The organism is Sporofaciens sp. St.21A7, assembly GCF_059728535.1.
On record NZ_BAAGFN010000001.1, the window covers coordinates 992959 to 1019104 of the forward strand.

31 protein-coding genes are annotated in these 26146 nt (G+C 43.8%); 25 read left to right on the top strand and 6 right to left on the bottom strand.

What is annotated here, in order from left to right; translation table 11 throughout:
• Positions 1–5: 5 nt before the first annotated feature.
• The 3 genes from AC6I3O_RS04835 (at position 6) to tnpA (ending at position 1046) form a co-directional block, all read left to right on the top strand.
• Positions 6–161 carry a hypothetical protein gene (locus AC6I3O_RS04835; RefSeq protein ID WP_497849941.1) on the top strand — a complete coding sequence of 52 codons (156 nt, stop codon included), beginning with the start codon at positions 6–8 and terminating at the stop codon, positions 159–161.
• Positions 162–263: 102 nt separating this feature from the next.
• Positions 264–545, top strand: a complete 282-nt coding sequence (locus AC6I3O_RS04840) for a hypothetical protein (protein ID WP_497849942.1) — start codon at positions 264–266, stop codon at positions 543–545.
• A 66-nt stretch (positions 546–611) separates the two neighbouring features.
• Entirely contained in the window at positions 612–1046 is a 435-nt protein-coding gene (gene tnpA / locus AC6I3O_RS04845; RefSeq protein ID WP_300512659.1) for an IS200/IS605 family transposase, read from the top strand.
• A 308-nt stretch (positions 1047–1354) separates the two neighbouring features.
• Here the strand turns inward: tnpA and AC6I3O_RS04850 are convergent, their stop codons facing one another.
• From AC6I3O_RS04850 to AC6I3O_RS04875, 6 genes are all read right to left on the bottom strand, one after another.
• Positions 1355–3007 (bottom strand): relaxase/mobilization nuclease domain-containing protein, encoded by a 1653-nt coding sequence (locus tag AC6I3O_RS04850; protein ID WP_497849943.1) that lies wholly within the window; start codon positions 3005–3007, stop codon positions 1355–1357.
• Positions 2979–3395: a plasmid mobilization protein gene (locus tag AC6I3O_RS04855; RefSeq protein ID WP_497849944.1), complete on the bottom strand. Its 417-nt coding sequence runs from the start codon at positions 3393–3395 to the stop codon at positions 2979–2981. The genes AC6I3O_RS04850 and AC6I3O_RS04855 overlap by 29 nt, the downstream gene beginning before the upstream one ends.
• A gap of 437 nt (positions 3396–3832) precedes the next feature.
• Positions 3833–4858, bottom strand: a complete 1026-nt coding sequence (locus tag AC6I3O_RS04860) for a tyrosine-type recombinase/integrase (protein ID WP_172538080.1) — start codon at positions 4856–4858, stop codon at positions 3833–3835.
• Complete coding sequence (locus tag AC6I3O_RS04865) at positions 4848–5831, bottom strand: tyrosine-type recombinase/integrase (protein WP_004074395.1); 984 nt, start codon at positions 5829–5831, stop codon at positions 4848–4850. Before AC6I3O_RS04865 ends, AC6I3O_RS04860 begins: the two co-directional genes overlap by 11 nt.
• Positions 5828–7063: a site-specific integrase gene (locus tag AC6I3O_RS04870; protein ID WP_290451271.1), complete on the bottom strand. Its 1236-nt coding sequence runs from the start codon at positions 7061–7063 to the stop codon at positions 5828–5830. Before AC6I3O_RS04870 ends, AC6I3O_RS04865 begins: the two co-directional genes overlap by 4 nt.
• Positions 7064–7337: 274 nt before the next feature.
• Positions 7338–7745 (bottom strand): RrF2 family transcriptional regulator, encoded by a 408-nt coding sequence (locus tag AC6I3O_RS04875; RefSeq protein ID WP_497849945.1) that lies wholly within the window; start codon positions 7743–7745, stop codon positions 7338–7340.
• Between the two features lie 337 nt (positions 7746–8082).
• On the opposite strand from AC6I3O_RS04875, the gene cysK reads away from it, so the two are divergent.
• The 22 genes from cysK (at position 8083) to AC6I3O_RS04985 (ending at position 26131) form a co-directional block, all read left to right on the top strand.
• Complete coding sequence (gene cysK, locus AC6I3O_RS04880) at positions 8083–9015, top strand: cysteine synthase A (RefSeq protein ID WP_016221437.1); 933 nt, start codon at positions 8083–8085, stop codon at positions 9013–9015.
• Positions 9016–9038: 23 nt separating this feature from the next.
• Positions 9039–9485, top strand: a complete 447-nt coding sequence (locus AC6I3O_RS04885; RefSeq protein ID WP_497849946.1) for an RrF2 family transcriptional regulator — start codon at positions 9039–9041, stop codon at positions 9483–9485.
• Between the two features lie 87 nt (positions 9486–9572).
• Positions 9573–10232, top strand: coding sequence for an amino acid ABC transporter permease (locus tag AC6I3O_RS04890; RefSeq protein ID WP_497849947.1), 660 nt, complete (start codon positions 9573–9575; stop codon positions 10230–10232).
• Positions 10213–10887: an amino acid ABC transporter permease gene (locus AC6I3O_RS04895; protein ID WP_497849948.1), complete on the top strand. Its 675-nt coding sequence runs from the start codon at positions 10213–10215 to the stop codon at positions 10885–10887. Before AC6I3O_RS04890 ends, AC6I3O_RS04895 begins: the two co-directional genes overlap by 20 nt.
• Before the next feature lie 6 nt (positions 10888–10893).
• Positions 10894–11709, top strand: a complete 816-nt coding sequence (locus AC6I3O_RS04900; RefSeq protein ID WP_016221441.1) for an amino acid ABC transporter ATP-binding protein — start codon at positions 10894–10896, stop codon at positions 11707–11709.
• A 36-nt stretch (positions 11710–11745) separates the two neighbouring features.
• Complete coding sequence (locus AC6I3O_RS04905) at positions 11746–12648, top strand: transporter substrate-binding domain-containing protein (RefSeq protein WP_497849949.1); 903 nt, start codon at positions 11746–11748, stop codon at positions 12646–12648.
• A gap of 48 nt (positions 12649–12696) precedes the next feature.
• Positions 12697–13404, top strand: coding sequence for an AzlC family ABC transporter permease (locus AC6I3O_RS04910; RefSeq protein ID WP_016221443.1), 708 nt, complete (start codon positions 12697–12699; stop codon positions 13402–13404).
• Entirely contained in the window at positions 13397–13792 is a 396-nt protein-coding gene (locus AC6I3O_RS04915) for a branched-chain amino acid transporter permease (RefSeq protein WP_016221444.1), read from the top strand. Before AC6I3O_RS04910 ends, AC6I3O_RS04915 begins: the two co-directional genes overlap by 8 nt.
• A 12-nt stretch (positions 13793–13804) precedes the next feature.
• Positions 13805–15178, top strand: a complete 1374-nt coding sequence (locus tag AC6I3O_RS04920; protein ID WP_497849950.1) for a glutamate-cysteine ligase family protein — start codon at positions 13805–13807, stop codon at positions 15176–15178.
• The gene (locus AC6I3O_RS04925; RefSeq protein WP_497849951.1) at positions 15178–16488 is read left to right on the top strand and encodes a hypothetical protein; all 1311 of its coding nucleotides are present in this window, start codon (positions 15178–15180) and stop codon (positions 16486–16488) included. Before AC6I3O_RS04920 ends, AC6I3O_RS04925 begins: the two co-directional genes overlap by 1 nt.
• Positions 16489–17262: a class II glutamine amidotransferase gene (locus AC6I3O_RS04930; RefSeq protein ID WP_497849952.1), complete on the top strand. Its 774-nt coding sequence runs from the start codon at positions 16489–16491 to the stop codon at positions 17260–17262. It begins immediately after the preceding gene.
• Between the two features lie 75 nt (positions 17263–17337).
• Positions 17338–18156: an ATP-dependent sacrificial sulfur transferase LarE gene (gene larE / locus AC6I3O_RS04935; RefSeq protein ID WP_497849953.1), complete on the top strand. Its 819-nt coding sequence runs from the start codon at positions 17338–17340 to the stop codon at positions 18154–18156.
• A 43-nt stretch (positions 18157–18199) separates the two neighbouring features.
• Positions 18200–19120, top strand: a complete 921-nt coding sequence (locus AC6I3O_RS04940) for a LysR family transcriptional regulator (RefSeq protein ID WP_497849954.1) — start codon at positions 18200–18202, stop codon at positions 19118–19120.
• A gap of 118 nt (positions 19121–19238) precedes the next feature.
• On the top strand, positions 19239–20114 hold the full coding sequence (gene pdxS / locus AC6I3O_RS04945) for a pyridoxal 5'-phosphate synthase lyase subunit PdxS (RefSeq protein WP_497849955.1): 876 nt from the start codon (positions 19239–19241) through the stop codon (positions 20112–20114).
• A 1-nt stretch (position 20115) separates the two neighbouring features.
• Complete coding sequence (pdxT, locus tag AC6I3O_RS04950) at positions 20116–20688, top strand: pyridoxal 5'-phosphate synthase glutaminase subunit PdxT (RefSeq protein ID WP_016221450.1); 573 nt, start codon at positions 20116–20118, stop codon at positions 20686–20688.
• Between the two features lie 112 nt (positions 20689–20800).
• Positions 20801–22105, top strand: coding sequence for an O-acetylhomoserine aminocarboxypropyltransferase/cysteine synthase family protein (locus tag AC6I3O_RS04955; protein ID WP_497849956.1), 1305 nt, complete (start codon positions 20801–20803; stop codon positions 22103–22105).
• 29 nt (positions 22106–22134) lie between these two features.
• Positions 22135–22419 carry a hypothetical protein gene (locus tag AC6I3O_RS04960; RefSeq protein WP_497849957.1) on the top strand — a complete coding sequence of 95 codons (285 nt, stop codon included), beginning with the start codon at positions 22135–22137 and terminating at the stop codon, positions 22417–22419.
• Entirely contained in the window at positions 22352–22768 is a 417-nt protein-coding gene (locus AC6I3O_RS04965; protein ID WP_497849958.1) for an SGNH/GDSL hydrolase family protein, read from the top strand. The genes AC6I3O_RS04960 and AC6I3O_RS04965 overlap by 68 nt, the downstream gene beginning before the upstream one ends.
• An 82-nt stretch (positions 22769–22850) precedes the next feature.
• Entirely contained in the window at positions 22851–23003 is a 153-nt protein-coding gene (locus AC6I3O_RS04970; RefSeq protein WP_022745262.1) for a YezD family protein, read from the top strand.
• Between the two features lie 94 nt (positions 23004–23097).
• Positions 23098–24135, top strand: a complete 1038-nt coding sequence (locus tag AC6I3O_RS04975; RefSeq protein WP_497849959.1) for a methionine ABC transporter ATP-binding protein — start codon at positions 23098–23100, stop codon at positions 24133–24135.
• On the top strand, positions 24104–24766 hold the full coding sequence (locus AC6I3O_RS04980; protein ID WP_497849960.1) for a methionine ABC transporter permease: 663 nt from the start codon (positions 24104–24106) through the stop codon (positions 24764–24766). Before AC6I3O_RS04975 ends, AC6I3O_RS04980 begins: the two co-directional genes overlap by 32 nt.
• 21 nt (positions 24767–24787) lie before the next feature.
• Entirely contained in the window at positions 24788–26131 is a 1344-nt protein-coding gene (locus tag AC6I3O_RS04985) for a dicarboxylate/amino acid:cation symporter (RefSeq protein WP_497849961.1), read from the top strand.
• The last annotated feature ends 15 nt before the right edge of the window (positions 26132–26146 follow it).

The following is a 26146-nucleotide window of genomic DNA, read 5'->3' on the forward strand; positions in this document are numbered from 1 at the left end:
AAGAAATGGGAAAAGAACCGGACAAAAAATATGAAACCATGAAGAAAATCATGGACGCATTAGAGGATATTCTATGCTCTTATCAGGGCAGGGGACATCAATCAGTATATGCTGACCTGGATTCCCTTGCACTTTTTACAAGCCTGATTGCATACAGATAGATACAGGTAGAAAATTACAGGTATGACTATGACGATAATATCCGGGAGGATGAAGAAGCCGGACGGATTTACAGGGCGCTTGCCCCGCAGACAAGGTGGCGTGTGGGACAGCATACCCAGATTGAACCGATACGTATGAACGCATTGAAGCAGCTTGCGTCCCTGGGTACGCCGACGTATCAGGGCCAGGTTTACTATGCCGATACAAGCTCTGTCCTGGTATGCGGGGAAATCCTGCCCTATGAGATTTTCCAGTTGTTTACGGATATGCCGGGAGTGAAGAAATTATATGTTTTCCCCTATCCATTCCAGGCAAAATGGGAGAAGCCACTTTATTGTCTGTATAATGGGGTTAAAACCCTCGCCTTAAGGCGAAACCTTTAGGTCAACCCCATAACCTCAAGTTTAGAAAAAAGTAAAAATAGAAATACTAAACGTGAGGTGAAGAATATGGAGAATTATAGAAAATCGTCACATTGCACGTATGATATTAAGTACCATCTGGTTTGGATAACAAAATATAGAAAACCGGTGATAACAGGAAAGATAGCGGTACGGACAAGAGAATTAATCCGAATCATATGCGAAAAGAACGAGGTAGAAATCCTGGCAGGGCATGTAGGAAGTGATCACATCCATATGCTGGTATCAGCACCGCCGCATCTATCAGCAAGTAAGCTGGTACAATATATTAAGGGAACAACATCCCGAAAATTGCAGATGGAATACAAAGAATTGAACAAGCAATTCTGGGGACGGCATTTGTGGGCAAGAGGATACTTTGTGGCAAGTAGTGGAAATGTAACAGATGAAATTATCAAAGAGTATATTAAAAATCAAGATTTACAAGAGAAATTAAAAACAGACAACTTTGAAATAAGTTAAAGATAAAAGGAATAACAAAGAGCAGAGACAACTTTAGGCTGCTTTAGCAGCACACCGAACCTACCGGCTTTAGCCGGTAGTGGTTCAGTTTTCCTTTGAACCGAAAGAAGCGGCACGGGTGGAAATGCGGAAATATGTGGAGAAGAAAATGGATGAAATGCTCCGTATTATGAGAGAAAAAAGCGAAGGTATTAGCGGAATAATCCCTAAAGTGGAAGATATTTTTTAAACATATTCGTTTCATTGGAATCATAACAGCCGCAAGGATTTGATAAAGGAATCCTGCGGCTGTTTTTCCGTCACAACGATTAAGAAATATCGGCGCTTTTCTGTTTCTCCGTCTGCCGGGTGTTCGTCTGCCCTAAAATCTTATCGACATTGGAACAGACTGTATTTAATTCTTTTTGATAATCCCGGTAATAATGGTAGGTTTTCTGTGCCTCTTTTTTCTGCTGGATAAGTTTTTCTTTTTCCGCTTTCAGCAATTTCATGGAGGGGAGCTTCCCATCTGCAGACTGCTCTTTTAAAAAGTTTCGTGCCGTTTCATAGAGTGCGATTTCTGTCGGATGCTCCTGCCGGAAATGCCCTTTATTCTTTGCTTTCATAAATTTTTGATAGACAGGTTTATTGGCAAGGTACTGGCCTGTATAATGAATCTGCTCATTTATCCTTCGGAGATTATCTTCCACAGACTTCAAATCTTTTCTGGAAGCGGAAGCATGGCCCTTAATCTCTGAAAAAGAATCTTCCAGGGAATCCCTTGTGTCATACCCATGTTTCTGTATGTAAGCGACTGTCTTAGCCATCTCTTTCAGGTTGGAAAGTTTCACTTTGTTAGCGTAGGCGGCATTCTGCTGTGCCTTTACGCAATCCTGCAGATCAACCACCAGCCGCAGATCCGACTTGATAAACAAGATTGATACAGCTTCCTCCAGCAGTAGATTGGATGGACGGGCTGTAGATTTCTCCGATTCTGTATTATGTTTTTCCGCATCAACCGTTTTCTTTTTGTTTTCTCTATGCTCTGCATTTTCCTTAAACAGCTCCAAAAGATAATCTTCTTCATAATGTGTGCCGAGTATCCTCCCGGTGATATACTTGTTTCGTTCCGGATGGAGGTAGCTGAACCTTCCACGGCTGACCTTCAGGCGGATATTATATTTTTCCAGAAGAAATGCCTGAAAATCTTCCTGGCCGCTGGAAACGGCTGCGGCATCTTCGATTGCAGATCGCAGGAAATCTTTCTGCGTCTGGAATACCGTTTTTCGCGGTGTAAGCCCGTCTGCACGGAGCTGTCTGTTCCGTTCATCCAGTTTCTTCTGCCCCCTGCGCCCTGCGTGGTATTCCCGGTCTGTGATCTTTTTCCCTGCCGGGGCAAGCAAATCTATCTGGTGCAGATGTTCCCGATGGCATATATCCATGAGTGATTGCTTTAAGTGGATCAGGTAATCCTTGGTGACATGATGCTTATACCCGGCACGGGAATCGCAAGCCCGCTCCATAAAGTCCTGTCGTTCCACATCATATTTTCGTAAGCTGTTGATTACGATATGTACGTGGATGTTGCCGCTTCCATTATGCCCGTCCATGTGTGTGCAGACAAGAGCCTGATGGCCGGGAAAGTTCTTCTTTGCATATTCCATTCCAATCTGCTGTGCATGTTCCCCGGTCAGGCCATTTTCTGCTGCGTCCTTTGGATCGAAGCTGATGATATAATGGTGGGATTTGATTTCATCATAGGATTCGTTTTTGTGGTATTGGGCATTTAGTTCCCTGCACTCCATGTCAAACGTGAACGGATCACAGTTTATGCCGTCCATGATATACTCCTTACGTGGGATCAATTCACCATTTTCATCAAGTATCGGTTTGTTTGTATCTTCATCATACTGAAACATGAGATACCGCTGTGCTTCCCCATAGTCGGCATTTTTACTCGCTATGTGTTTCAGTATTGCCATTAGGGCTTCCTCCGGCGGCAGAGTGGAAATCTCCCGCCATCTTCAAGACTTCATATTTCATTTCATAGATTCTGGCAACGCTCCGGTCGATTGCCTTACGCATTTCCTGTGAATGGATGCCACCGCTGTTAAAATGTCTTGCGATCTGGTTTAAGTTGCTGCCGATTTTCCCAAACTCCGCAACCAGCTTTTTCAGCTCCGGTAGGTCTGCCACAATCTCATATTTAGCCGTGACCGTCTGCTTCATAACCTGTTTTCTGACATATTCAGCCACTGGAAGGTGCGTGGCTTTTGCTTTTTCAGAGACGATTTCATATTCCGTATCGGTAAGGCGGAGCATGATTTGGTGCTTGTGTTGTAGTTCCCTGTCCTTCTTTGGTCTTGCCATTGTATAGTCCCTTTCTGTTAAAATCGTAAAAAAGATATTTCGTTGTTGAGTATAAGGATTCAAAAAGAGTTCCTATAATATAAGCCGATTAGGGAACACCAATGGGAAATGAAAAAAGGATTTTATAGAAATATTTAGATTTCACCGTGATGGGAACAATCACGCTGCGACTATTTTTAATAGGAGCCAGCCTGCATATTTTGGAAGATATGCAATAACCGAGGGCATGGGGAGCGGAATCCCCATCAAGTTTGCCGGGTAAGCAAAATCCACGAAGTGGGTTTTGAGTTACTCAGGCGAATCTTGCTTTTTATGTCAGAACTGAAATAAAGAGCATTATCCGAGAAGTTTCATTATCAAAGAAACATCGTAAGAAGTGCAGTTTATAGGCGGTTTTCAAAAAACTTCTCGGATAATATATGTATGTTCATACAGTACTAATTCAAGAAATCAGGCATAATATTTTCATTATCAGACTTTTGGGTGACAACATTCTGTTTCGGGAACCACTTTTCATTCCATTCTTTGATATGCTTGTTCACCGTTCCTTGTGAAAGCTCCGCATATCGTTGAGTAGTTGCAACCGACGTATGCCCCAGAAAATTCTTTATTGCGATGATTGGAATGCCAGCTTCTAGCATGTGGGTAGCGGTAGTATGCCTCATAGTATGCGGCGAATAATGCGCTTCAAGGAACATGTCCGGATTCTGCTGTTTTGCTGCCTGGACGTATTTTTTGAAAATCCCTTCAATGCAGGAAATTGTCATTTGCTCATGAGTTTGACTTGAGAAAACATGGCTGTTAGGCCTGTTTTCAATTTTCCGGTATGACAAATACTGGCAAAGTATCTCTCCACATTGCTTTGCTATTATAATTCGCCGGGATTTATTCCCTTTTCCGATGAGGGTAATCCGAACCTGATCTTTCTGTTTCTGCATGTCACGAACCCTTAAATCGCAGATCTCCTGTGCCCTGGCACCACTGGCATACATGAAGTTTAGGAGGACTTTGTCCCGTCTGCCAGTATATTTCCTTTCGTCTGGAATCTGTAGCAGGACAGTGACTTCATTTAAGGAAAATACCGTGCGTGGGCCTGATTTTTGCTTTTTTACTGGTATCTTCTTTAAATTATGCATGAATACGGACGCAGCCTCAAGATCCTGGTTTTGTGCATACGCCGCAAATGATGATAAAGCCGCCAGCCGTTGATTGCGGGTGGAAGCTGTGCATCCCCTTTCTTCTTCCAGCCAGATAAGGAAACTGTTGACCGTATTGTAATCCAAAAGTTTAAAAGTAACTTTGTCTGCTGGAATCCCACGCTTGACAAACATGTATTCCAACAGCAGACGGAATGCATATTTATAAGAATGGATTGTATTGTCAGACAGTCCGGCTGAATAGGGCATATAAATATCAAAAAAGCTCTGTAATATTTCCATGAATGTTTCTGTTTTATTCCTCATACGACACCTCCGAAAAAACATCCCCGGCATAAGACTCAAACAGGTCGTTGTATTCAGGGAACATATCGCTGCTGAATTTCAGATATTTTTCTGTGCCGTTCATGTCGTCATGCCCCAGATATAAGGACAGGTATGGCACAGAATCGTCCGTAAGCCGGCCGTTGCGCTCTGCCTGCGCAAACGACCTGATGGCAAACAGATGGCGGAAACAATGAAGGCACTGTCCACGGGTATGCGGCACAGGCTCTATATAAATGTCAGTTTCTTTCAGGATTGCCTTGAACCGGCGCATAGCAGTGTTTTCTGACATATGTTTTTCCGGGACACGGCCTGGAAACAGAAAGTTTTCAGGACTGCCTGACAGGTCTATTGAGAGACAGTATTTTTTCAACATATCTGTTAATTCCCCGCCTATGGGAACAATCCGCTGCTTCTTGTTTTTTGCATTGCGGATCAAAATAGCATCATTTTCAAAATGGATGTCTTTTATGCGGATTGTCAGCGCTTCATTTACCCGGAGGCCACAGCAATACAGGAGCCTGAGAAGCATGGGGATTTCAAGCTGTATATGGGGGATGCTGTTTTTTGTCATCTGGATTGAATCAGCAGCCCGGAAAATCTTATCCAGTTCATCATCTGAGAAAATATATGGCATATATGTATCACGCAGTTTCGGACAGTCTGGCAAAAATACCGAAAATCCAACATGGCGCAAATATTCAAGGAACTTCCTTAAGTTACTGACTTTTCCAACGACTGTGCTTCTGGCATAAGCCGGGTGCAGCAACTGCATCCATCCGTAAACATCTTTACTGGAGATTTCTTTGTTGCAAATGCCATTTGCAGCGAGATAGTCATCAAAAGAATGCAGTGTAACGCAATCACATTTGTATGTACCATGGGATACGGTATGTTCCCTAAGCGCAAGGTAATCATTTATTTCCTGATTGAAAGCACTCTTGAATTTCATCATTCAACACACCTCCTTCCCATAAGGAATTCGAGGAAAAACCCCGATGCCTCTGGTGGGGAAAGCGTATAAGGGCGCAGCTGTTCTAAGTCAAGACGGGCATAGCATTTAGTGGAGTTCAAATCTGAATGCCCGAGGGTCTTGCGGACTGCTTCATAGGGAATGCCCTCATTTACCATGGAACTGGCAAGAGAGGCACGTAAAGAATGTGCGCCATGTTTACGGCCTCCGATATCAATGTCTGTTCTCTCTAATGCCTTTGCAATCCGTTTCCCTATCGCTTTGGCTGAAATATGCCGGTATGGTGCGCGCGGCGTAAGGAATATATAGGGGCTGTCGGAAATGGGGCGTTCCTCACTGGCATATGCAGCAATCGCCTCCCTGATTTCAGGAAGCAGTGGAAGTTCCAGTCCCGTACCTGTTTTTTGTTGGATAATACAGATAAGGTTTGCGTCATAATCAATCGAATCAAAAGTGAGCGTTGCAATATCGCCACTGCGGAGACCCAGACGGGAGGCAAGCAACACGATTGCATAGTCCCGTCTGCCAAGAGGATTTCCTGAAAGGACGGCTTCTTCTATTTTTGACAGTTCGTCTTCAGAATAGACAGAAGGAACTGGCTGTGGAATCCTGTAGCCAGGTACTATGTAAGAGAAATCTTTATCCGTATGTCCATGCTCAAAAAGGAATCTTAAAAAAGTCTTTATCCTCGGAATGTAACAGCCGCTTCCCATAGCAAGTATTGCTGTTCCAACCACTTTTGAATTGATCTGGCCTGCTTCTGTACATCCATTGCAGGAAAGATGATAAAGAAAACGCCTGTTCTGCTGGATGTTTATTCTGGCAGTAATCTCCTTTAATCCTCTGACCATACAGTCAGCATGGTAATAATCCAAAAGGATCTTTAAACCATCAGGAAGAACGTAATTTTCTTCCGGCATAAGGCAGATGGGGAGTTTTTCTCCCCTTAAAATAGCATTCAGGCGTTGGGTGAATAGAGCAGCATTATTTTTTGTTTCTGATGACACATCGTGCGTTTTGCAAAACTCAACAAAAGCCCTACCGGTATCTTCGGTATAGAAGTCAGATTTGTTTTCCCTTAAAAATCCCCTCATCTCATCTGAAATCCGGCGATTCCTTGCTAATACAGCTACACAGTATCCCTGCCCTTCCAAAAGCTGCATTAAGGATTGGATTACCTGCTCAAACGGCACACTGTTATTTTGGCACATCATTGTTGTCCTCCTTATACATTCAGCATTATTTTTACGCTGTATCTACAGTATAAGGTTTAAGTAATTATCTGAGAAGTTTTTTGAAAACCGCCTATAAACTGCACTTCTTACGATGTTTCTTTGATAATGAAACTTCTCGGATAATGCCCTTTACTTATCCCGAATTCGGGATAAGGTATTTATTTGTCATACCTTGGTTAATGCCCTGCGGCTTGTTGCGTTCCGAAAAGGAAGCCAAGATGTGATACCCCGTACTTACTGCGGGGTGGTTCATTTAAAAGTGCCCAGCTATTAGATCCTCTAAAGTTATATTATAAAAAAAATCATGAATAAGGGTGTTGTATTTCTTCCACAATGGTAAAGTAATGCATTTTTCATTTCTGGGGCAGATTTCTGCATCCGGCATTAAACAGGCAACCGGGGAAAGGGGGCCTTCTGTCAGTTCTATGATTTCTCCTATGGTATATTCTTTTGGCATACGGGTAAGCCGGTATCCGCCGCCCTTTCCGCGAAGTCCTTTTACGATTTTGCCTTTCACTAACATTTTCAGAATGATTTCCAGGTACTTTTCAGAAATTTCCTGACGTTTTGCTATTTCTTTTAACGGAACGTAAGTTTCTTCCTGGTGCTGTGCAAGATCGACCATCACTCTGAGGGAATAGCGTGCCTTTGTTGAAATCATAGAAATGAACCTCCATATTGCTTCTTTACTATATCTCATTATATCCTATGCGAAAAATAATTTCAATAAAATCATATAAACCTATTGACATAGTAGGTAAGTAGTAGTAATATACATTCAACGAAAAGGAAAGGAGAAAAGTCATGGCAAATAACTGTTGCAGGAATTTATGCTGTTGTCGGATGTTGGTTTACCGGATATGTTGTGTGATACGGTGTAGCAGCAGACTTTGTTATGCTTAAGTTCCATGTAAAAAGGCACGGCATATATCCGGGTACTGGAAGATAACAGTACTCCTTTTTTATGCCTGTAATTATGAAGAAAGAAGGAAATGAAAATGGCAAAATATTATAAAGGCACATTGGGGCTGATTGGGAATACTCCGCTGGTAGAAATCGTGAATATTGAAAAGGAGCTTGGGCTTTTAGCAACCGTGTTGGTGAAGCTGGAGTATTTTAATCCGGCTGGCAGCGTAAAGGACAGGATTGCCAAAGCGATGTTAGAAGACGCCGAGGAAAAAGGCTTACTGAAAGAAGGCTCTGTGATCATTGAACCCACATCGGGAAATACGGGGATCGGACTGGCGGCAATCGCGGCGGCAAAGGGATACCGTATTATTCTGACGATGCCGGAGACTATGAGCGTGGAGCGGAGGAATATTTTAAAGGCATATGGAGCGGAACTTGTACTGACCGAAGGTGCAAAAGGAATGAAGGGCGCCATTGAAAAAGCGGATGAATTAGCGGAGGAAATTCCTGACAGCTTCATCCCCGGACAGTTTGTAAATCCGGCGAATCCAAAGATCCATGAAGCGACGACGGGACCGGAGATCTGGAATGACACAGACGGAAAGATTGATATTTTTATCGCCGGCGTAGGAACTGGAGGAACGGTGACAGGCGTTGGAAAATATCTGAAGGAACAAAAAACTGATGTGAAGGTAGTTGCGCTGGAGCCGGCAGCATCGCCTGTATTGTCGGAAGGAAAAGCCGGAGCCCATAAGATTCAGGGAATCGGAGCCGGTTTTGTTCCGGATGTGCTGGATACAGATATTTATGATGAAGTATTTCGGGCAGAAAATGAAGATGCTTTTGCGGCGGCGAAGCTCCTCGCAAAAAAGGAGGGTATCCTGGTGGGAATTTCTTCCGGCGCAGCGCTGCATGCAGCCATTGAACTGGCAAAGCGTCCCGAGAACCAGGGAAAGGTCATTGTGGCGTTATTGCCGGACACGGGAGACAGGTATTATTCCACTCCATTGTTTACCGAATAAAGAAGATAAGGAAGGCAGGAACAATGATTTTTTCAAAACGGAGCAGGTATGGAATCCGGGCGCTGATTGATCTTGCACGGAACGCTGAAAACGGCAGTATGCAGCTTAATGAAATTGCTGACAGGAACAGCATCTCTGTTAAGTATCTGGAACAGATATTCGCATCGCTCAGAAAAGCTGGAATTATCAAGAGCATTAAAGGCCCGCAGGGAGGCTATCTCCTGGCAAGGCCTCCAAAGGATATCAGGGCGGCAGATATTATTGTAGCGTTAGATGGAAGCTATTTCCTGGATAGCGAAGAAGTACAGGGAGATGGAAAAGGAGAAACGAATGTATCTGTAGTCCAGCGGGAAATTATTGAACCTGTAAATGAATTGGCAGGACACTTTTTCAATAGCCTGACATTAGAAAAACTTGCGGAATGTGCAAAAGAGCAGGAAGAAGCTTTGCAGAATATGTATTATATCTAAAACAACAGTAAATGTGCTGACGCAATACTCACAGCAGATTTCATCGGTCGTGAGTATAGAAGCAGCATTGTATTAGGAGATGGCACGATGAGTCTCGAATTTATAACAAAATATTTGCCTTTGTATGAGAAAGCGGCATGGCTTACTGTAAAGATTGGATTTGCCGGAGTTCTGCTTTCCATTGTGATCGGTTTGCTGTGCGCGGCCATCCAGTATTATAGAATTCCTGTTTTAACAGGATTAACGGTAGTATATATAGAACTTAGCCGCAATACGCCGCTGCTTGTCCAGTTGTTTTTTCTGTATTATGGGCTGCCAAAGATCGGAGTCAGGACAGATGCACAGGTTTGCGGTATGGCCGGGCTGGCGTTTCTCGGAGGTAGCTACATGGCGGAAGCCTTCCGCAGCGGATTGGAGGCGGTGGAGAAGATACAGATGGAGAGCGCCCAAAGCCTGGGGATGAACCGTTATCAGACTATGCGGTATGTTATTCTGCCACAGGCATTTTCCATCAGTGTACCTGCTTTTGTTGCAAATGTGATCTTTCTTTTGAAGGAAACCAGCGTATTCAGCGCCATAAGCCTGATGGATCTGATGTTTACAGCGAAAGATCTGATCGGACTGTATTATAAGACGACAGAAAGCCTGTTTCTGCTGGTGGTGTTCTATCTGATTATCCTGCTTCCGGTATCCATACTGGGGGCGGCGTTGGAGAGGAGGGTGCGTTATGCTGGATTTGGGGCTTGAGGTGCTGCTAAAAGGCCAGAACATGGCAAGGCTCTTTACCGGACTTCTGGCAGCGTTAAAGATCAGCCTGGTATCTGTGGCGGTCAGCCTTCCGGCAGGAATCCTGCTTGGAACCCTCATGACATGGAAAAATCCGTTCATAAAAGCAGCGCTCCGGGTTTATCTGGAAATCATCCGCATCATGCCTCAGATGGTGCTGTTGTTCCTTGTGTTTTTTGGGACGACACGGGCGTTTGGATGGGATTTGTCAGGGGAAAGTGCTTCGGTTATCGTATTTTCCCTCTGGGGAACTGCAGAGATGAGCGATCTGGTAAGAGGGGCGCTCGTCAGCATACCGGTCCATCAGTATGAGAGCGGAGAGGCATTAGGGCTTAGTAAGGTACAGATTTATCGGTATATTGTGGTTCCACAGACATTAAGAAGATTAATTCCGCTGTCCATCAATCTGATTACAAGAATGATCAAAACAACCAGCCTTGTGTTGATGATCGGAGTGGTTGAAATCCTCAAAGTCGCGCAGCAGATCATAGAGGCAAACCGGACGGCAAGCCCCAATGCGGCATTTGGCATTTACCTCGTCGTATTTTTATTATATTTTTTCGCCTGCTGGCCCATCAGTATGGCAGCAAGATATCTGGAACAAAGATGGAGGTGATCTTTTATGGCAGGACCATTCTTGCAGGATATGCCGGGGCAGGATGTAGCCAGCGGCCAGGCGCTGCTTACCATGGAACATGTAACCAAGCAGTTTGAAGAAAGCCGGATCCTTGACGATATCAGCCTGACGATCCAAAAGGGCGAAGTGATCGTGCTGGTAGGTTCAAGCGGATGCGGGAAAAGTACGATGCTTCGGTGTATCAATGCTTTAGAACCGATTCAGGGTGGAATCATCCGGTTAGGGGAGGAACAGATTGATCCGAAGAGCCGGGAACTGACCAGTATCCGGCAGAAGATTGGCATGGTATTTCAGAGCTACGAGCTGTTCCCTCATATGACAGTGCTTGATAATATCCTGCTTGCGCCGATGAAGGTGCAAAAGAGAAAAAAAGCGGATATTACAGAGGAAGCCGTAAGCCTTCTTGAGAGGGTAGGCTTAAAAGAGAAAGCCGGATGTTTTCCCAGACAGTTGTCAGGGGGGCAGAAGCAGCGGGTGGCGATTGTCAGGGCTTTGTGTATGCATCCGGAACTGCTGCTGTTTGATGAGGTGACGGCGGCATTGGATCCGGAGATGGTCAGGGAGGTGCTGGATGTTATATTAGCGCTGGCAGCCCAGGGAAGGACCATGCTGATCGTTACCCATGAAATGCAGTTTGCCCGTGCGGTCGCAGACAGAGTCCTATTCTTAGATAAAGGGAAAATCATAGAGAACGCGCCGCCGGAAGAATTTTTTGAAAATCCGAAAACAGAAAGGGCAAAACAATTTTTAAATACATTTTCTTTTGAAACGGTAAAGGGTAAAGATAAACAGGGAAAATGAAAGAAAATAAAAAGAGAAGAAAGGAGATATATCATCATGAAAAATTCAGTTTTAAAAAAATTTATATCCATAGCGGCTGCAGTATCTGCCATTCTGGCACTGACAGCATGCGGGAGTCAGCGAACAGAAAGCGACAGCCAGAAAGAGGAGGCTCAGAAGGAGGAACAGACAGCAGGCGCAGATACAGTATACCGTACTCTGGATGAAATCAAGGAAGACGGAACCATCCATATCGGGGTATTTTCCGATAAGAATCCTTTCGGTTACGTAGATGAGAACGGAGAATACCAGGGATATGATGTTTATTTTGCCAATAAGATCGGAGAGGATCTGGGAGTGAAGGTTGATTTCGTTTCCACAGAGGCCGCGAACCGTATTGAATATCTCCAGACTGGTAAAGTAGATATTATTTTAGCGAATTTTACCGTAACAGAGGAAAGGGCAGAAGAAGTGGATTTTGCCCTGCCATATATGAATGTGGCGCTTGGGGTAGTATCGCCGGACGATAAAGTAGTGGAAAGCCTGGACGACTGGAACAGTGACGACCAGATCATTGTGATCTCCGGCACAACGGCCGAGACCTACCTGACAGAAAATTATCCGGATATTCCGCTGCAGAAATATGATTCTTATGCGACAGCGAAAAACGCCCTTGAAAATCGAAATGGCGTTGCGTGGGCGAATGATAATACAGAAGTCATCGCATATGCGCTGCAGAATAAAGGATATACGGTAGGCATTCCGGAACTGGGAAGCAAAGATACGATTGCGCCGGCCGTATCAAAAGGAAATGAGACACTTCTTCAGTGGATCAATGATGAGATAAAAGCGTTAGCAGATGAACAGTTTTTCCATGCTGATTATGACGCTACGCTGGTAGATACTTACGGGGAAGAATACAAGGAAGAACTGGTGGTAGAAGGCGGAGTGACGGAATAGGAGAAATAGTACTTACGTCTGCCTGAACGGTTTCTTAGGAAAGATTCTATGAAAAAAGAAATCTTCAAAAAAGCATTTGTGAAATCCCTGCCAATCATGTGCAGCTACCTGTTTGTCAGCATGGCTTACGGGATTATGATGGAGGAGGCCGGGTTTGGATGGTATGATTCGCTGTTTATCAGTATGACAGTATATACAGGAGCATTCCAGTTTTTATTGATTACATTATTAAGCAGCAATGCATCTATGATTACGATAGCTCTGGCGGCGCTCTTGATGAACAGCCGCCAGACCTTTTACAGTCTGACGTTTGTCCATGAATTTCGGAGCATGGGAAAAAGAATGCTTTATATGATACATACAATGACAGATGAGACATATGCAGTCAATCTGGCTCTTACTGAGCAGGGCGCCCAGAAAGAAGATATGATGTTCCTGATTGCAGCGCTGTCCAGATGCTACTGGATGATTGGAGCAGTGGCTGGCGGAATGTTGGGACAGATTCTTCCAGTAAGGTTTCAGGGAATTGATTTCTGTATGACGGCATTATTTATTATTATTTTTATAGATCAATGGGAAAAAACCAAGGATCACGTTCCTGCTTTCACAGGTTTTATAGCGGCAGTTATCTGTCTGCTTGTTTTCGGAGAAAGGAATTTCATGCTTCCGGCGCTGGCAGCGTCTTCCGGGATCCTGGTGTTAAAAAGAGAATATAGACAGACTGAAACTGCCCCAAAGGAGAAGCAAGATGGATAGAGGATGGATGATTGCGGCAGTGGCGGTATCTGCGGCAATTACATTTTTTCTTCGTGCCCTGCCTTTTTTTGCCTTCCGGGATGGAAGGAAGATGCCGGAAAAGCTTAAGCGTCTTGGGGGTATCCTGCCCTCTGCGATTATGGCGGTGCTGATTGTATATTGCCTGAAAGATGTGCTGCTGGATTTTAAAAACTTTATCTTGATGAACGGAGTCTTCCAATCCCGTAAGGGTATGTCTTGCGGTATTTTCTTTGGGTATGGCATGTCGGAACTGATATCCGCATGTCTGGTGGCTGTAAGCTACAAATACAGGCATCATACAATGCTGTCGATTGCACTTGGAACGGTATGTAATATTATTTTATTACATTTTTTTATGAAATTCTGAAAGAACAAAATCATGGATCAGACACTTGATGAAGCAATTTATAATCGGTACATAGCGCCTACGAAAAGGCAGAGAACCGGGCGTGTGGGGCTGGAATTTGAGCTTCCGGTTGTGAACCGGGAACATGCTCCGGTGGATTTTGAAGTGATACATAAAGTGACGGACGCATTCCTCTGTAAGTTCCATTTCCAGGAGGCGGGAAGAGATGACGATGGATTTATCTATGCGGCGCTGGATGGAAAGACAGGGGACAGCTTATCCTTTGACTGCAGCTATAATACGCTGGAATTTTCCTTTGGGACAGAGATGGATCTGCATACCGTATATGGACGGTTTTCCCGGTACTATGCTTTTGTGAGGGAGCAACTGGAAACATACGGCCATACGCTGACTGGCATGGGAATCAATCCCCACTATGAAGTAAACCGGAATATACCGGTGGTCAGTGAGAGATACCGTATGCTGTACCACCATCTTTCTTCTTACGGAAGATATGGACAGGAGATGTTATTCCATCACTATCCCAATTTCGGCCTGTTTTCCTGTGCGAGCCAGATTCAACTGGATGTAGAGGAAAAAGACCTGGTGGAAACATTAAATACATTTACAAAACTGGAGCCTTTCAAAGCGCTTATTTTTGCCAACTCACCATGGAAGGAAAACGAGGAGCTTTGCGGCAGGGATTATTTCTGGAGGAACAGCCTGCACGGCCTCAACAGGCATAATGTGGATATGTATGGACTGGAGTTTGAGTCTGTGGATGAGATTATCTGTTATATCAGAAGCATGAGCCTGTACTGCGTGGAGAGGAATGGCAAATATGTAAATTTCCGGCCGATTCCGCTTGAGGAATATTTTTCTTCGGAAAGTATAGAAGGAGAGTATTTTGACGGAAACCAGTACCAGACAATCTGGTTCCACCCGGAACTTTCCGATCTTTCGTATCTGCGTTCTTTTAAATTCGAGGATCTGACTTTCCGGGGCACCGTAGAATTCCGCAGTGTCTGCGAGCAGCCGGTAAAGGAGATCATGGCTTCGGCTGCCTTCCATGCCGGCTTGATGGAAAATCTACACGCGCTTACTGAGATTATAGAGAGGGATCACGTCATCTACCACAAAGGCTATAATGCATCGGAACTGCGGCGCATGTTCGTAAAAATAGAGCTGCCGGACGCCTTTGACTGGGAGAAGGTTTCCGGGTTGCTTTTTGTGATTCTGGATACCGCAAAGGATGGACTGGGCAAGCGTGGATTTGGAGAAGACGAATTCCTAAAACCACTGTACAGGCGTGCTGCAAAACTGAAAAGCCCGGCAAGGGAGATGGTGGAAGGGCTTGCGCTCGGCAGGACGCTAGATGAATATATCGAAGAATATGGGAGATTGTGATGCTTCATATTGAAAATGAATTTATAAAAAAGCATATTTTGGATGGGAATTTTGGGCTGGAAAAGGAAAGTCTTCGGATTTTTGGAAATGGGATGTTTGCCCATACGTTGCATCCATTTCCGGAGGATGGGCATATTGTGAAGGATTTTTGCGAGAACCAGACGGAAATCAATACTTCTGTACATGCCAGCATAGAAGAAACACTGGAAGAATTAGAATTCCATAATCAGCGTATTTGTCAGAAACTGTGGAGCCTTCCAGAGAAAGAATATCTATGGCCCTTCTCCAACCCGCCCTATATTGAGAATGAAAGAGATATACCGGTAGCCGTATTTGAAGGCAGGGAAGTCTCCAAAACCGCTTACCGAGATTATCTGTCCCAAAAATACGGGCGGTATAAGATGACTTTTTCCGGGATCCATGTGAATTTCTCATTTTCAGAGGAATTGCTGCGGGCAGATTTTACAGAAGAACAAAAAAGAGCGAGGACTGGCGGGAAGAAGAAACCGCTGGAAAATGAGTCGGATTATCTGGAATATAAAAACAGTCTGTATTTGAGACTGGCAGAGCAAATGGCGGCATGTGGCTGGATTCTCGTGGCGGTAACGGCGGCAAGCCCGATTTTAGACAGCTCATTTTTGGAAAAGGGAGTCTATGACAGGGATATTTTTACGGGGATGGCATCCGTTAGGTGCAGTGAAATGGGATACTGGAATGAATTTGCGCCGATTTTTGATTACAGCAGTGTCAAGGCGTATGCAGACAGTATCCAAAAATATGTTGATAATGTCCTACTGAAAGCGCCGTCGGAATTGTACTACCCTATCCGGCTAAAGCCCAGGGGAGAGAACAGCCTGGAAGTGCTGCGAAGGCACGGGGTGGACCATATTGAGCTTCGGATGTTTGACTTAAACCCTCTGGTAGAAGCCGGGGTGGAAGCAAAGGACATTCGGTTTGCGCAGTTATTGATGGTTTGGCTGGCGTCTGCGCCAACTGTCCCTCTTACGCAGAGGGATCAGATACAGGCTGTGCAGAATTTCAAGAATGCGGCGCATTATGACTTAAAAACAGTAGGAATATTGAATCAGGACAATGACAGTATGTCGGCCGCAGAGGCGGCTCTTGCCATCATCCGCAGGATGAAGGAATTTTATGGAAAAATTGGCCTTCCGGTACAGGAGATCCTGGAATTTGAATATGAAAAATTTGCAGACGCTCGGAACCGGTATGCGTGGAAAATCAGGGAACAGTTCAAGGATGGTTATGTAAATAAGACTCTGGAGCTGATAAAGGAAAGACAGGAAAAATAAATGTGTGAATTATTTGGAGTAAGCTCTGCAAAAAAAGTAAGGCTTAACAGCCTTCTTCAGGAATTTTTTTCCCATAGCGTGGAGCATCCTCATGGCTGGGGCATGGCTTTTTTCTATGAAAAGGCAGTATCATTGGAAAAACAGCCAGAGAATGCATGTAAAAGTATGTATTTAAGGCAGCGCCTGCGAGCGAACATGGAAGCAGACCAGATGATCGCTCATATCCGTCTTGCCACCAGAGGAACGCTGGAATATGAGAATACGCACCCTTTTGTGAAGAGGGACTGGTCAGGCCGGACATGGACGCTGGCGCATAACGGCACGATATTTGAGAGTCAGGCACTGAATCCATACGTACACAGCCAGAAAGGGCAGACGGACAGCGAACGGATCCTTTTGTATGCTGTGGACAGGATCAATGGGGAGGAACAGAAAAAAGGAAGAACACTATCACAGGAAGAACGGTTTGCGGTAATAGAAGCGGTGATAAAAGAGATCACGCCTGAAAACAAGGTGAATTTGCTTTTGTTTGACGGAGAATTGATGTATGTGCATACAAACTACAGGGACAGTCTGCATTTTTTACGGAAAGAGACGGCTGTTTTTGTGTCCACAAGGCCGCTGGATAAGGGGAATTGGGAGAAAGCGCCTATGAATACGCTGCTTGCTTTTGAGGCGGGCAAATGGAAATATACAGGGAACCCCCATGAAAATGAATTCTTCGACAGTGAAGAAAAAATGAGGATGCTTTTTTTAGATTATGCGGGACTGTAGCGGTGTGGCTGGCTTGCTCAAGGTCGGCGAAGTGATAATGGATTTGACTGACTATGCGAAAAAGGAGCTATAAGTATGGAAGAACAAACAGCGTCAAAAGAACAATTCAAGAAATTGGAAGCTTTAAAAAATTATTTGAAAGGATTGGGAAGTGTTGCAGTTGCCTTTTCCGGCGGCGTGGATTCTACGTTTCTTCTGAAAACGGCACATGATATTCTGGGAGATAATTGCATTGCGGTTACAGCAAGCTCCTGTTCTTTCCCGGAAAGGGAACTTGGAGAGGCCAGAGGCTTTTGTGCGGCAGAGGGAATACGCCACATTATAGTAGAATCAGAAGAATTGGAAATAGAAGGATTTGGTAAAAATCCTCCGAACCGCTGTTATCTGTGCAAACGGGAACTGTTTGAAAAAATCAGGGAAATTGCAAAACGGGAAAATATAAAAACTATCGCAGAAGGTTCTAACCTGGATGATGACGGAGATTATCGTCCTGGATTGCAGGCAGTGGCTGAATTTGGAATAAAAAGTCCGTTAAGAAACAGCGGTATGTCGAAGGCAGATATACGCATATTGTCGAAGACTATGGGGCTTGCAACATGGAATAAGCAGTCCTTTGCCTGCCTTTCGTCCAGATTTGCATATGGAGAAACGATAAGCAGAGAAAAATTATCCATGGTGGATCATGCGGAACAGTTGCTTTTGGATTTGGGAGTTCATCAGGTGCGTGTACGCATTCATGATAAGATGGCAAGGATAGAAGTGATGCCGGATGAATTTGAAAAATTATTGCGCAGTAGAGAGGATATTGTAAATAGATTAAAAGAAGAGGGATTTACTTATATTACGATGGATCTGCAGGGATATCGGACAGGCAGTATGAATGAGATTTTGTGAACTGTCGGCATTATGGATTTAGAAAATATATGAGGAAAAAAAGATGACATTAATTCAATTGCATTATCTGATTGTTATTGCAGAAACAAACTCTTTGAATAAAGCAGCAGAACAGTTATATGTATCACAGCCGTCCCTGACCAGCGCAATTAAGGAGCTGGAAAAAGAACTGGGAGTTACCCTGCTTTACAGGAGTGGAAGGGGAGTTACTTTGACTAATGACGGAGTAGAGTTTCTGCTTTATGCAAAACAGCTCTACAGTCAATACGAGGCGGTTCTGGAAAAATATGGAATGGGCGGTGCCCATAAGAAGAAATTCGGAGTGTCCACACAGCATTATTCTTTTGCAGTAAAAGCGTTTGTAGATATGGCAAAGGAATTTGATATGTCAAGATATGAATTTGCTGTTAGGGAGACAAGGACGGCGGAGGTAATCCGTGATGTTAGTACCATGAAAAGTGAGGTTGGTATCCTTTATCTTTGTGATTTTAACCGGAAATCTATGGAAAAACTCTTAAAATCAGCGAGCCTAGAATTTCATCATCTCATAGAATGTCAGGCGTATGTTTATATTTGGAAGAATCATCCGCTGGCGAAGGAAAAGACGATTCGATTCGAGCAGTTGAACGGATATCCCTGCCTGTCTTTTGAACAGGGAGATAACAGTTCCTTTTATTTTGCAGAAGAAATTCTCTCAACGAATGAGTACTCACAGGTTATCAAGGCAAATGACCGTGCGACGATGCTGAACCTGATGGTTGGCCTGAACGGCTATACTCTTTGCTCCGGGATTATCTGTGAGGAACTGAATGGAAGTGATTATATTGCGGTTCCCTTTCAGGAAGATGAGCAGAATCCAAACAGCGTGATGGAGATTGGATATGTTGTAAGAAAAAATACAATTTTAAGTAAAATGGGGGAATTGTATGTCGATAAATTGAAAAAGTATCTGCATATTTCCTGAAAAAGAAACAAATAGATAAATGGTATGGTTAAATAATATATAATTGGATATTTTAACAATGCCAGTATTACGTTAATATTTATATAAACTTGCAGGAATGATTAAGGAGGAATCAGACATGGATATGGAAAGATATGGATTGAACAGACAGTTGGCACAGATGTTAAAGGGCGGTGTGATCATGGATGTGACCACGCCTGAGCAGGCTGAAATAGCAGAAAAGGCAGGAGCATGTGCGGTTATGGCATTGGAGCGGATTCCTGCGGATATCCGTGCGGCAGGCGGTGTATCGAGAATGAGCGATCCCAAGATGATCAAAGGGATTCAGGAGGCAGTGACAATCCCGGTTATGGCGAAATGCAGGATCGGACATTTTGTGGAGGCACAGATTTTAGAGGCGATAGAAATTGATTATATAGATGAAAGTGAGGTGCTTTCTCCGGCGGATGATTTATATCATATTGATAAGCGAAAATTCAAAGTTCCATTTGTGTGTGGAGCAAGAGATCTTGGAGAGGCGCTCCGAAGAATTAACGAAGGGGCATCGATGATTCGGACAAAGGGCGAGCCGGGAACCGGTGATGTGATCCAGGCTGTTCGGCACATGCGGATGATGAATCAGGAAATTGCAAAGATTGTTTCTATGCGTGAGGATGAATTGTTCGAGGAGGCAAAAAATCTTAGAGTACCTTATGAATTGGCAGAGTATGTACATAAAAACGGCCGCCTTCCGGTTGTGAATTTTGCGGCGGGAGGAGTTGCCACACCGGCAGACGCAGCCCTGATGATGCAGCTTGGCGCGGAGGGGGTTTTTGTGGGTTCGGGTATCTTTAAATCCGGAGATCCCAAGAAGCGCGCAACGGCAATCGTGAAAGCAGTGACGAATTATGAGGACAGCAGGCTGTTAGCAGAACTTTCAGAGGATCTTGGAGAGGCGATGGTGGGAATCAATGAGCAGGAAATAGAACTTCTGATGGCAGAGAGGGGCAGATAGGATGAAAGTTGCGGTACTTGCGGTTCAGGGAGCTTTTATTGAGCATCAAAAGAAACTGGAAAATCTGGGGGTATCCTGCATAGAGCTTCGTAAAAAAGATGATTTAGAGGAGAACTTCGATGGCCTGATCTTGCCGGGAGGCGAGAGTACTGTCCAGGGGAAATTGTTGAAAGAATTGGGTATGTATCCTCTATTGAAGGAAAAGATTGTATGTGGGATGCCGGTGCTTGCGACCTGTGCGGGACTGATTCTTCTGGCAGAAAAATTGACCAATGATCAGCATGTCTATTTTGGAACACTTCCAGTAAAGGTGAAACGTAATGCTTATGGCAGGCAGCTTGGAAGCTTTCACACGGAGCAGGAAATGAAAGGGATTGGAAAAGTTCCCATGACATTTATACGGGCGCCGTATATTGAGGAAGTTGGAGATGGAGTGGAAATTCTTTCATCAGTGAAAGGTAAAATTGTGGCAGTGAAATGTGGAGTGCAGTATGGTATGGCGTTTCATCCGGAATTAGATAGGGACAACAGAATACATGAAATGTTCCTGGATACGGTCAGGAACAGCAGTTAACGGATATCTGGTTATAAATTGAATTTATAGCCAGATATTTTTTGCATGTATTAGACAAAGTAAACCTATTATGCTAGTATATTTATAGGATTTAAAGAAGGAGGAATTTAAAATGGCAAATATAAAGGATTCAAAAAACTGGGGTTTTGAGACAAGGCAGTTACATATCGGGCAGGAACAGGCAGATCCGGTTACGGATGCAAGGGCAGTTCCAATCTATGCGACTACTTCTTATGTATTCCATGATTCACAGCATGCGGCAGACCGTTTCGGACTTCGGGATGCGGGGAATATTTACGGAAGGCTGACGAATCCGACACAGGATATTTTTGAACAGCGGATTGCGTCTTTAGAGGGCGGCGTGGCAGCGCTGGCTGTGGCATCCGGTGCGGCGGCAATTACTTATACCTTCCAGGCGCTGGCGAAGGCAGGAGAACATATTGTGGCATCCAAGACAATCTACGGAGGGACCTACAATCTGCTGGCACATACACTGCCATTGACAAATAATGTTACTACGACTTTTGTAGACCCGGAGGCAGAAGATTCCTTTGAGGCGGCGATCCAGGATAACACGAAGGCAATCTTTGTAGAAACTTTGGGCAATCCGAATTCCAATCTGGCAGATCTGGAAGAGCTTGCGAATCTTGCCCATAAGCATCAGATCCCACTGGTAGTAGATTCTACATTTGCAACACCATATTTGATCCGCCCGATTGAATATGGGGCTGATATTGTGGTTCATTCCGCAACAAAATTTATCGGAGGCCATGGAACAGCGATTGGCGGTGTAATTGTTGACAGCGGTAATTTTGACTGGAAAGCCTCCGGAAGATATCCGTGGATTTCAGAAGCGAATCCAAGTTATCACGGAGTATCTTTCGCAGATGCGGCGGGGGCGGCGGCTTTCGTGACCTATATCCGTGCAGTCATCCTGCGCGATACGGGGGCGACGCTTTCCCCATTCCATGCGTTTCTGTTCCTGCAGGGGCTTGAGACGTTATCGCTCCGGGTGGAGCGCCATGTAAGCAATGCGCTGAAAATTGTAGAATATCTTGCGAGCCATCCGCAGGTAGAGGCAGTGCATCATCCGTCCCTTGAGGGTGAGCCCAGCCATGAACTGTATCAGAAATATCTTCCGGAAGGCGGCGGTTCCATTTTTACATTTGAGATTAAGGGAGATGCAAAGACGGCACAGACATTTATCGACCATCTTGCGATTTTCTCGCTGCTGGCAAATGTAGCGGATGTGAAATCACTGGTGATCCATCCCGCGACGACTACCCACAGCCAAAGTACGGAGGAAGAACTTCTAGAGCAGGGGATCAAGCCGAATACAATCCGTCTTTCTATTGGTATCGAGAAAGTGGAAGATTTGATCGCCGCGCTGGATGAAGCATTTGAGGCAGTGAAATAGCCTGCAAATAAAAGTGCGGGGAAGGGATTATGGGAAACAATATAAAACAACTGCTTTGTTTTGGAGATTCTAATACATGGGGGCTGAATGGAGAAACAGGGATGAGGCTCCCTTGGGAACAGCGCTGGACAGGTCTGCTACAGAAAAAGCTGGGTGAAGATGCATATCATGTTATTGAAGAAGGATTATGCGGGAGAACAACGGTATTTGAAGACCCGTTAAGGGAAAGGACGGCGGGGAACAGCATTGCTGCCGATATTACTGGAAACCCATGCACAGGTGGATGGAATAGTCCTTATGCTTGGAACCAATGACTGTAAAAGCGTATATGGGGCATCGGCAGAAGTGATTGGAAAGGGGATCATTCTGTTACTGAACCAGATTAATGAGTATGCAGATAAGGCAAAAGTTTTGTTAGTATCCCCGATCCATCTTGGCGAAAAAGTTTTCCACGAAGGATATGACGGAGAATTTTCCAAACAGTCCGTTGCATTGTCCAGAAATTTGGATCAGGTATATGAGGGTATAGCCGCAGAACGGAATCTGAGTTTTATGAAAGCGTCGGCATATGTAAGCTGTTGTGACGCAGATCAGGAGCATATGGATGCACATGGACATGGAGTGTTCGCAGAAGCCGTTTATACGATTATAAGAGATTGGTAACGGTATAGAAGAAACAATCTATTAGAATACATATCCCGGCGAAAAATCTTACAGTCAGTTTTTTGTCGGGATTGGGAAAGGGATGAGATGTCAGGTGTCGGAAGACAGAAAAAATGATGAATACATAAAACTGCTAAGACAGATAGTGGAAGAATTAAAATTTGGTTCTGTTACTCTGACAGTACAGGACGGCAGAATTGTCCAGATACAAAAAGAAGAGAAAATAAGAATATAAACTGACTGGAAAACCAGAGGTTTTATTGATATAGGTTATAGAAGCTATATCTTTAAAGTCTCTTTTTTATTGTCTTGTGGGAAGGATGAGAAATATGAGCGGTAAAAGTATGATAAGACTGGATCATATATATAAGAAATTTTACGGAAAAAAGGAAGAAGTTCTTGCCGTCAGGGATGTCAGCATGGAAATAGAAAAAGGTGAAATATTTGGCATCATAGGATTTTCCGGAGCCGGGAAATCCACGCTGGTCAGATGTATCAATCTGTTGGAGCATCCAACAGAAGGCGCAGTATATTTTGGCGATACAAATCTGATGATGGCAGGATCGGGAGAACTTAGAAAGATACGCCAAAGAATGGGAATGATTTTCCAACAGTTTAATTTATTGGAGCAGAGGAATGTAATTGAAAATATCTGTTATCCGCTGGAACTTGCCAGAGTAAAAAAGAAAGATAGATTAAAGAGGGCAAAAGAACTGCTGGAGCTGGTTGATCTGACTGAAAAGGAGAAGGCATATCCGTCGCAGTTGTCTGGAGGCCAAAAGCAGAGAGTGGCTATTGCCAGGGCCCTGGCAACAAATCCGGAAGTACTGCTGTGCGACGAGGCGACTAGTGCGTTAGATCCAATTACTACCAGATCTATTTTGGAGCTTCTAAAGAAGATTAACCAATCATACGGGGTGACTATGATTGTCATTACCCATGAGATGAAGGTTGCAGAGCAGATCTGCGACAGAATCGCGGTTATGAGTGAGGGGGAAATTGTAGAATCCGGAACCGTAAAGGAGATTTTCCTGAATCCCAGGTCAGAAACGGCAAGAAAGCTGATCCTGCCCGATCATCAGCAGGATGAAATGGGGAACGACAGAAAGATATTGAGGATTGCATTTGACGGACAATCTTCTTTTGATCCAATTGTTTCTGAATTAGCAGTGTACTGTAATGAATTGATTAATATTCTCGGAGCGAATACACAGAACATTGGAGGTAAGGCATATGGGCAGATTTTGATTGAACAGCCTGAAAATGAAAAGACATGTAGGAAGATCAGGCAATTTTTAAAAGAAAAAAAGATATACTTTGAGGAAGGAGGAAATTATGAGCCAGGAAATGATAGAGTTGCTTGTTAAGGGAACTGGAGAAACATTATATATGGTGTTGGTTTCTACGGGATTTGCTTATTTGATAGGAATTCCACTGGGAGTGCTGGTATATGTGACTGATACGAACAGCATCTGTAGAAACAGGGGGATTAATCTGGCAGTGGGAGGAATTATTAATTTGGTCCGCTCAATTCCGTTTCTGATTCTGTTGGTGGCAATCCTTCCATTTACAAGGTGGGTAGTGGGAACCAGTATCGGTTCCACTGCAACCGTTGTCCCGTTAGTGGCAGCGGCAGCGCCTTATGTGGCCCGCATGGTGGAATCTTCTCTAAAGGAAGTAAACGAGGGGGTAATTGAAGCGGCACAGGCAATGGGGTCATCAGCATTTCAGATTATCTGTAAAGTGCTTCTCCCGGAAGCCAGGCCTTCCTTGGTTGTCGGGGTTACAATTTCATTGGCAACAATACTTGGCTATTCTGCTATGGCAGGATTTGTCGGCGGCGGCGGTTTAGGAGCGATTGCAACCAACTATGGATATTATCGGTACGACAGTGAAACCATGCTGATTACTGTGGTTTTGTTGGTAGTAATTGTACAGTTGTTTCAGGAGGGGGGTCTGTGGTTAGTAAATCGGATTGATAAGCGGATTAAACAATAGGAAAAAACAGGAGGAGATTTTATGGATGTTAGTATTTTATCAATTGCTTCCGTGACTGTTACAGTCATTTTGTTTGGAGTGCTGTCTTATTTGGGAAGGAAAAAGAATATTGACTTTGGAGTGTTGACGGTACTTGCACTTATTTTTGGAATTTTAATTGGAATTGTATTTAAAAACCATGTGGAATTAACGGCGGTTTTTGGAAAAATATATGCGAATGTTATATCTGCGCTTGTGATTCCATTATTATTTGTAAGTATTATTTCAAGCATATCATCTTTAGAAAATATAAGGAAACTGAAAACAATCGGCTTAAAAAGTATATTCTGGCTGATTGCAAATACTTTTACTGCTTCAGTACTTACACTTATAATTGCAGGAAATTTAAAAATAGGAAAAGCAATAAATTTTACATTGCCCGAAGATTATGATGTAAGAGAAGTGCCAGGGTTTCTTGATACAATTGTTGGATTGTTTCCCAAGAATATTGTAGCGCATGCAGCAAATGGGGAAATAATTCCTTTCATTGTTTTTACAATTCTTGTGGGAGTTGCGCTTGTATATTTGCAGGGACAGAACAATGAAGAAGCAGCACCATTTAAAAATTTTATAGATTCAGCAAACAAACTGATGTTTATAATTGTAGAATTTGTAATTGATCTGACTCCATTTGCAGTGCTTTCGCTTATTGCAAATGCTGTAAGTACATATGGTGTTGCAGAACTGGTTCCATTATTGGGTATTCTTGCATTAGCTTATATCTTATGTGCGATTCAAATGTTTATCATTGATGGGGCTTTAATTCAAATTGTTGGAGGGTTAAATCCGCTAAAATTTTTTCGGGGATTCTGGCCTGCTCAGGTGGTTGCATTTACTTCACAATCCAGTGTGGGAACAATACCGGTTACTATAAAACAATTGGTATCTGAACTTGGGGTGAATGAAGATATTGCGTCATTTATTGCAGCTCTTGGGGCAAATCTTGGAATGCCGGCCTGTGCAGGTATTTGGCCAATGCTTTTAGCGGTACTTGCAATTAATATTTTTGATATACCATATTCATTAGGACAATATGTATTTTTGATCGTCCTTACACTAATCGTTTCCATTGGGACGGTAGGGGTTCCAGGTACATCTACAGTGACAACAACAGCAATTTTTACAGCAGTGGGACTGCCGGTGGAAATTATAGTGCTTTTGGTTCCAATTTCAAGTATTGTTGATATGATGCGTACAGCAACAAACGTGACGGGAGCAGCAACAGCAGCGATACTCGTTGCAAAATCGGAACAGCTTCTTGATTGTGAAATATATAATCATAGAGGTGGTTCAGAAAAATTAGGAAATGCAGTTACACAGCATTAATGAATTCATAGAAAA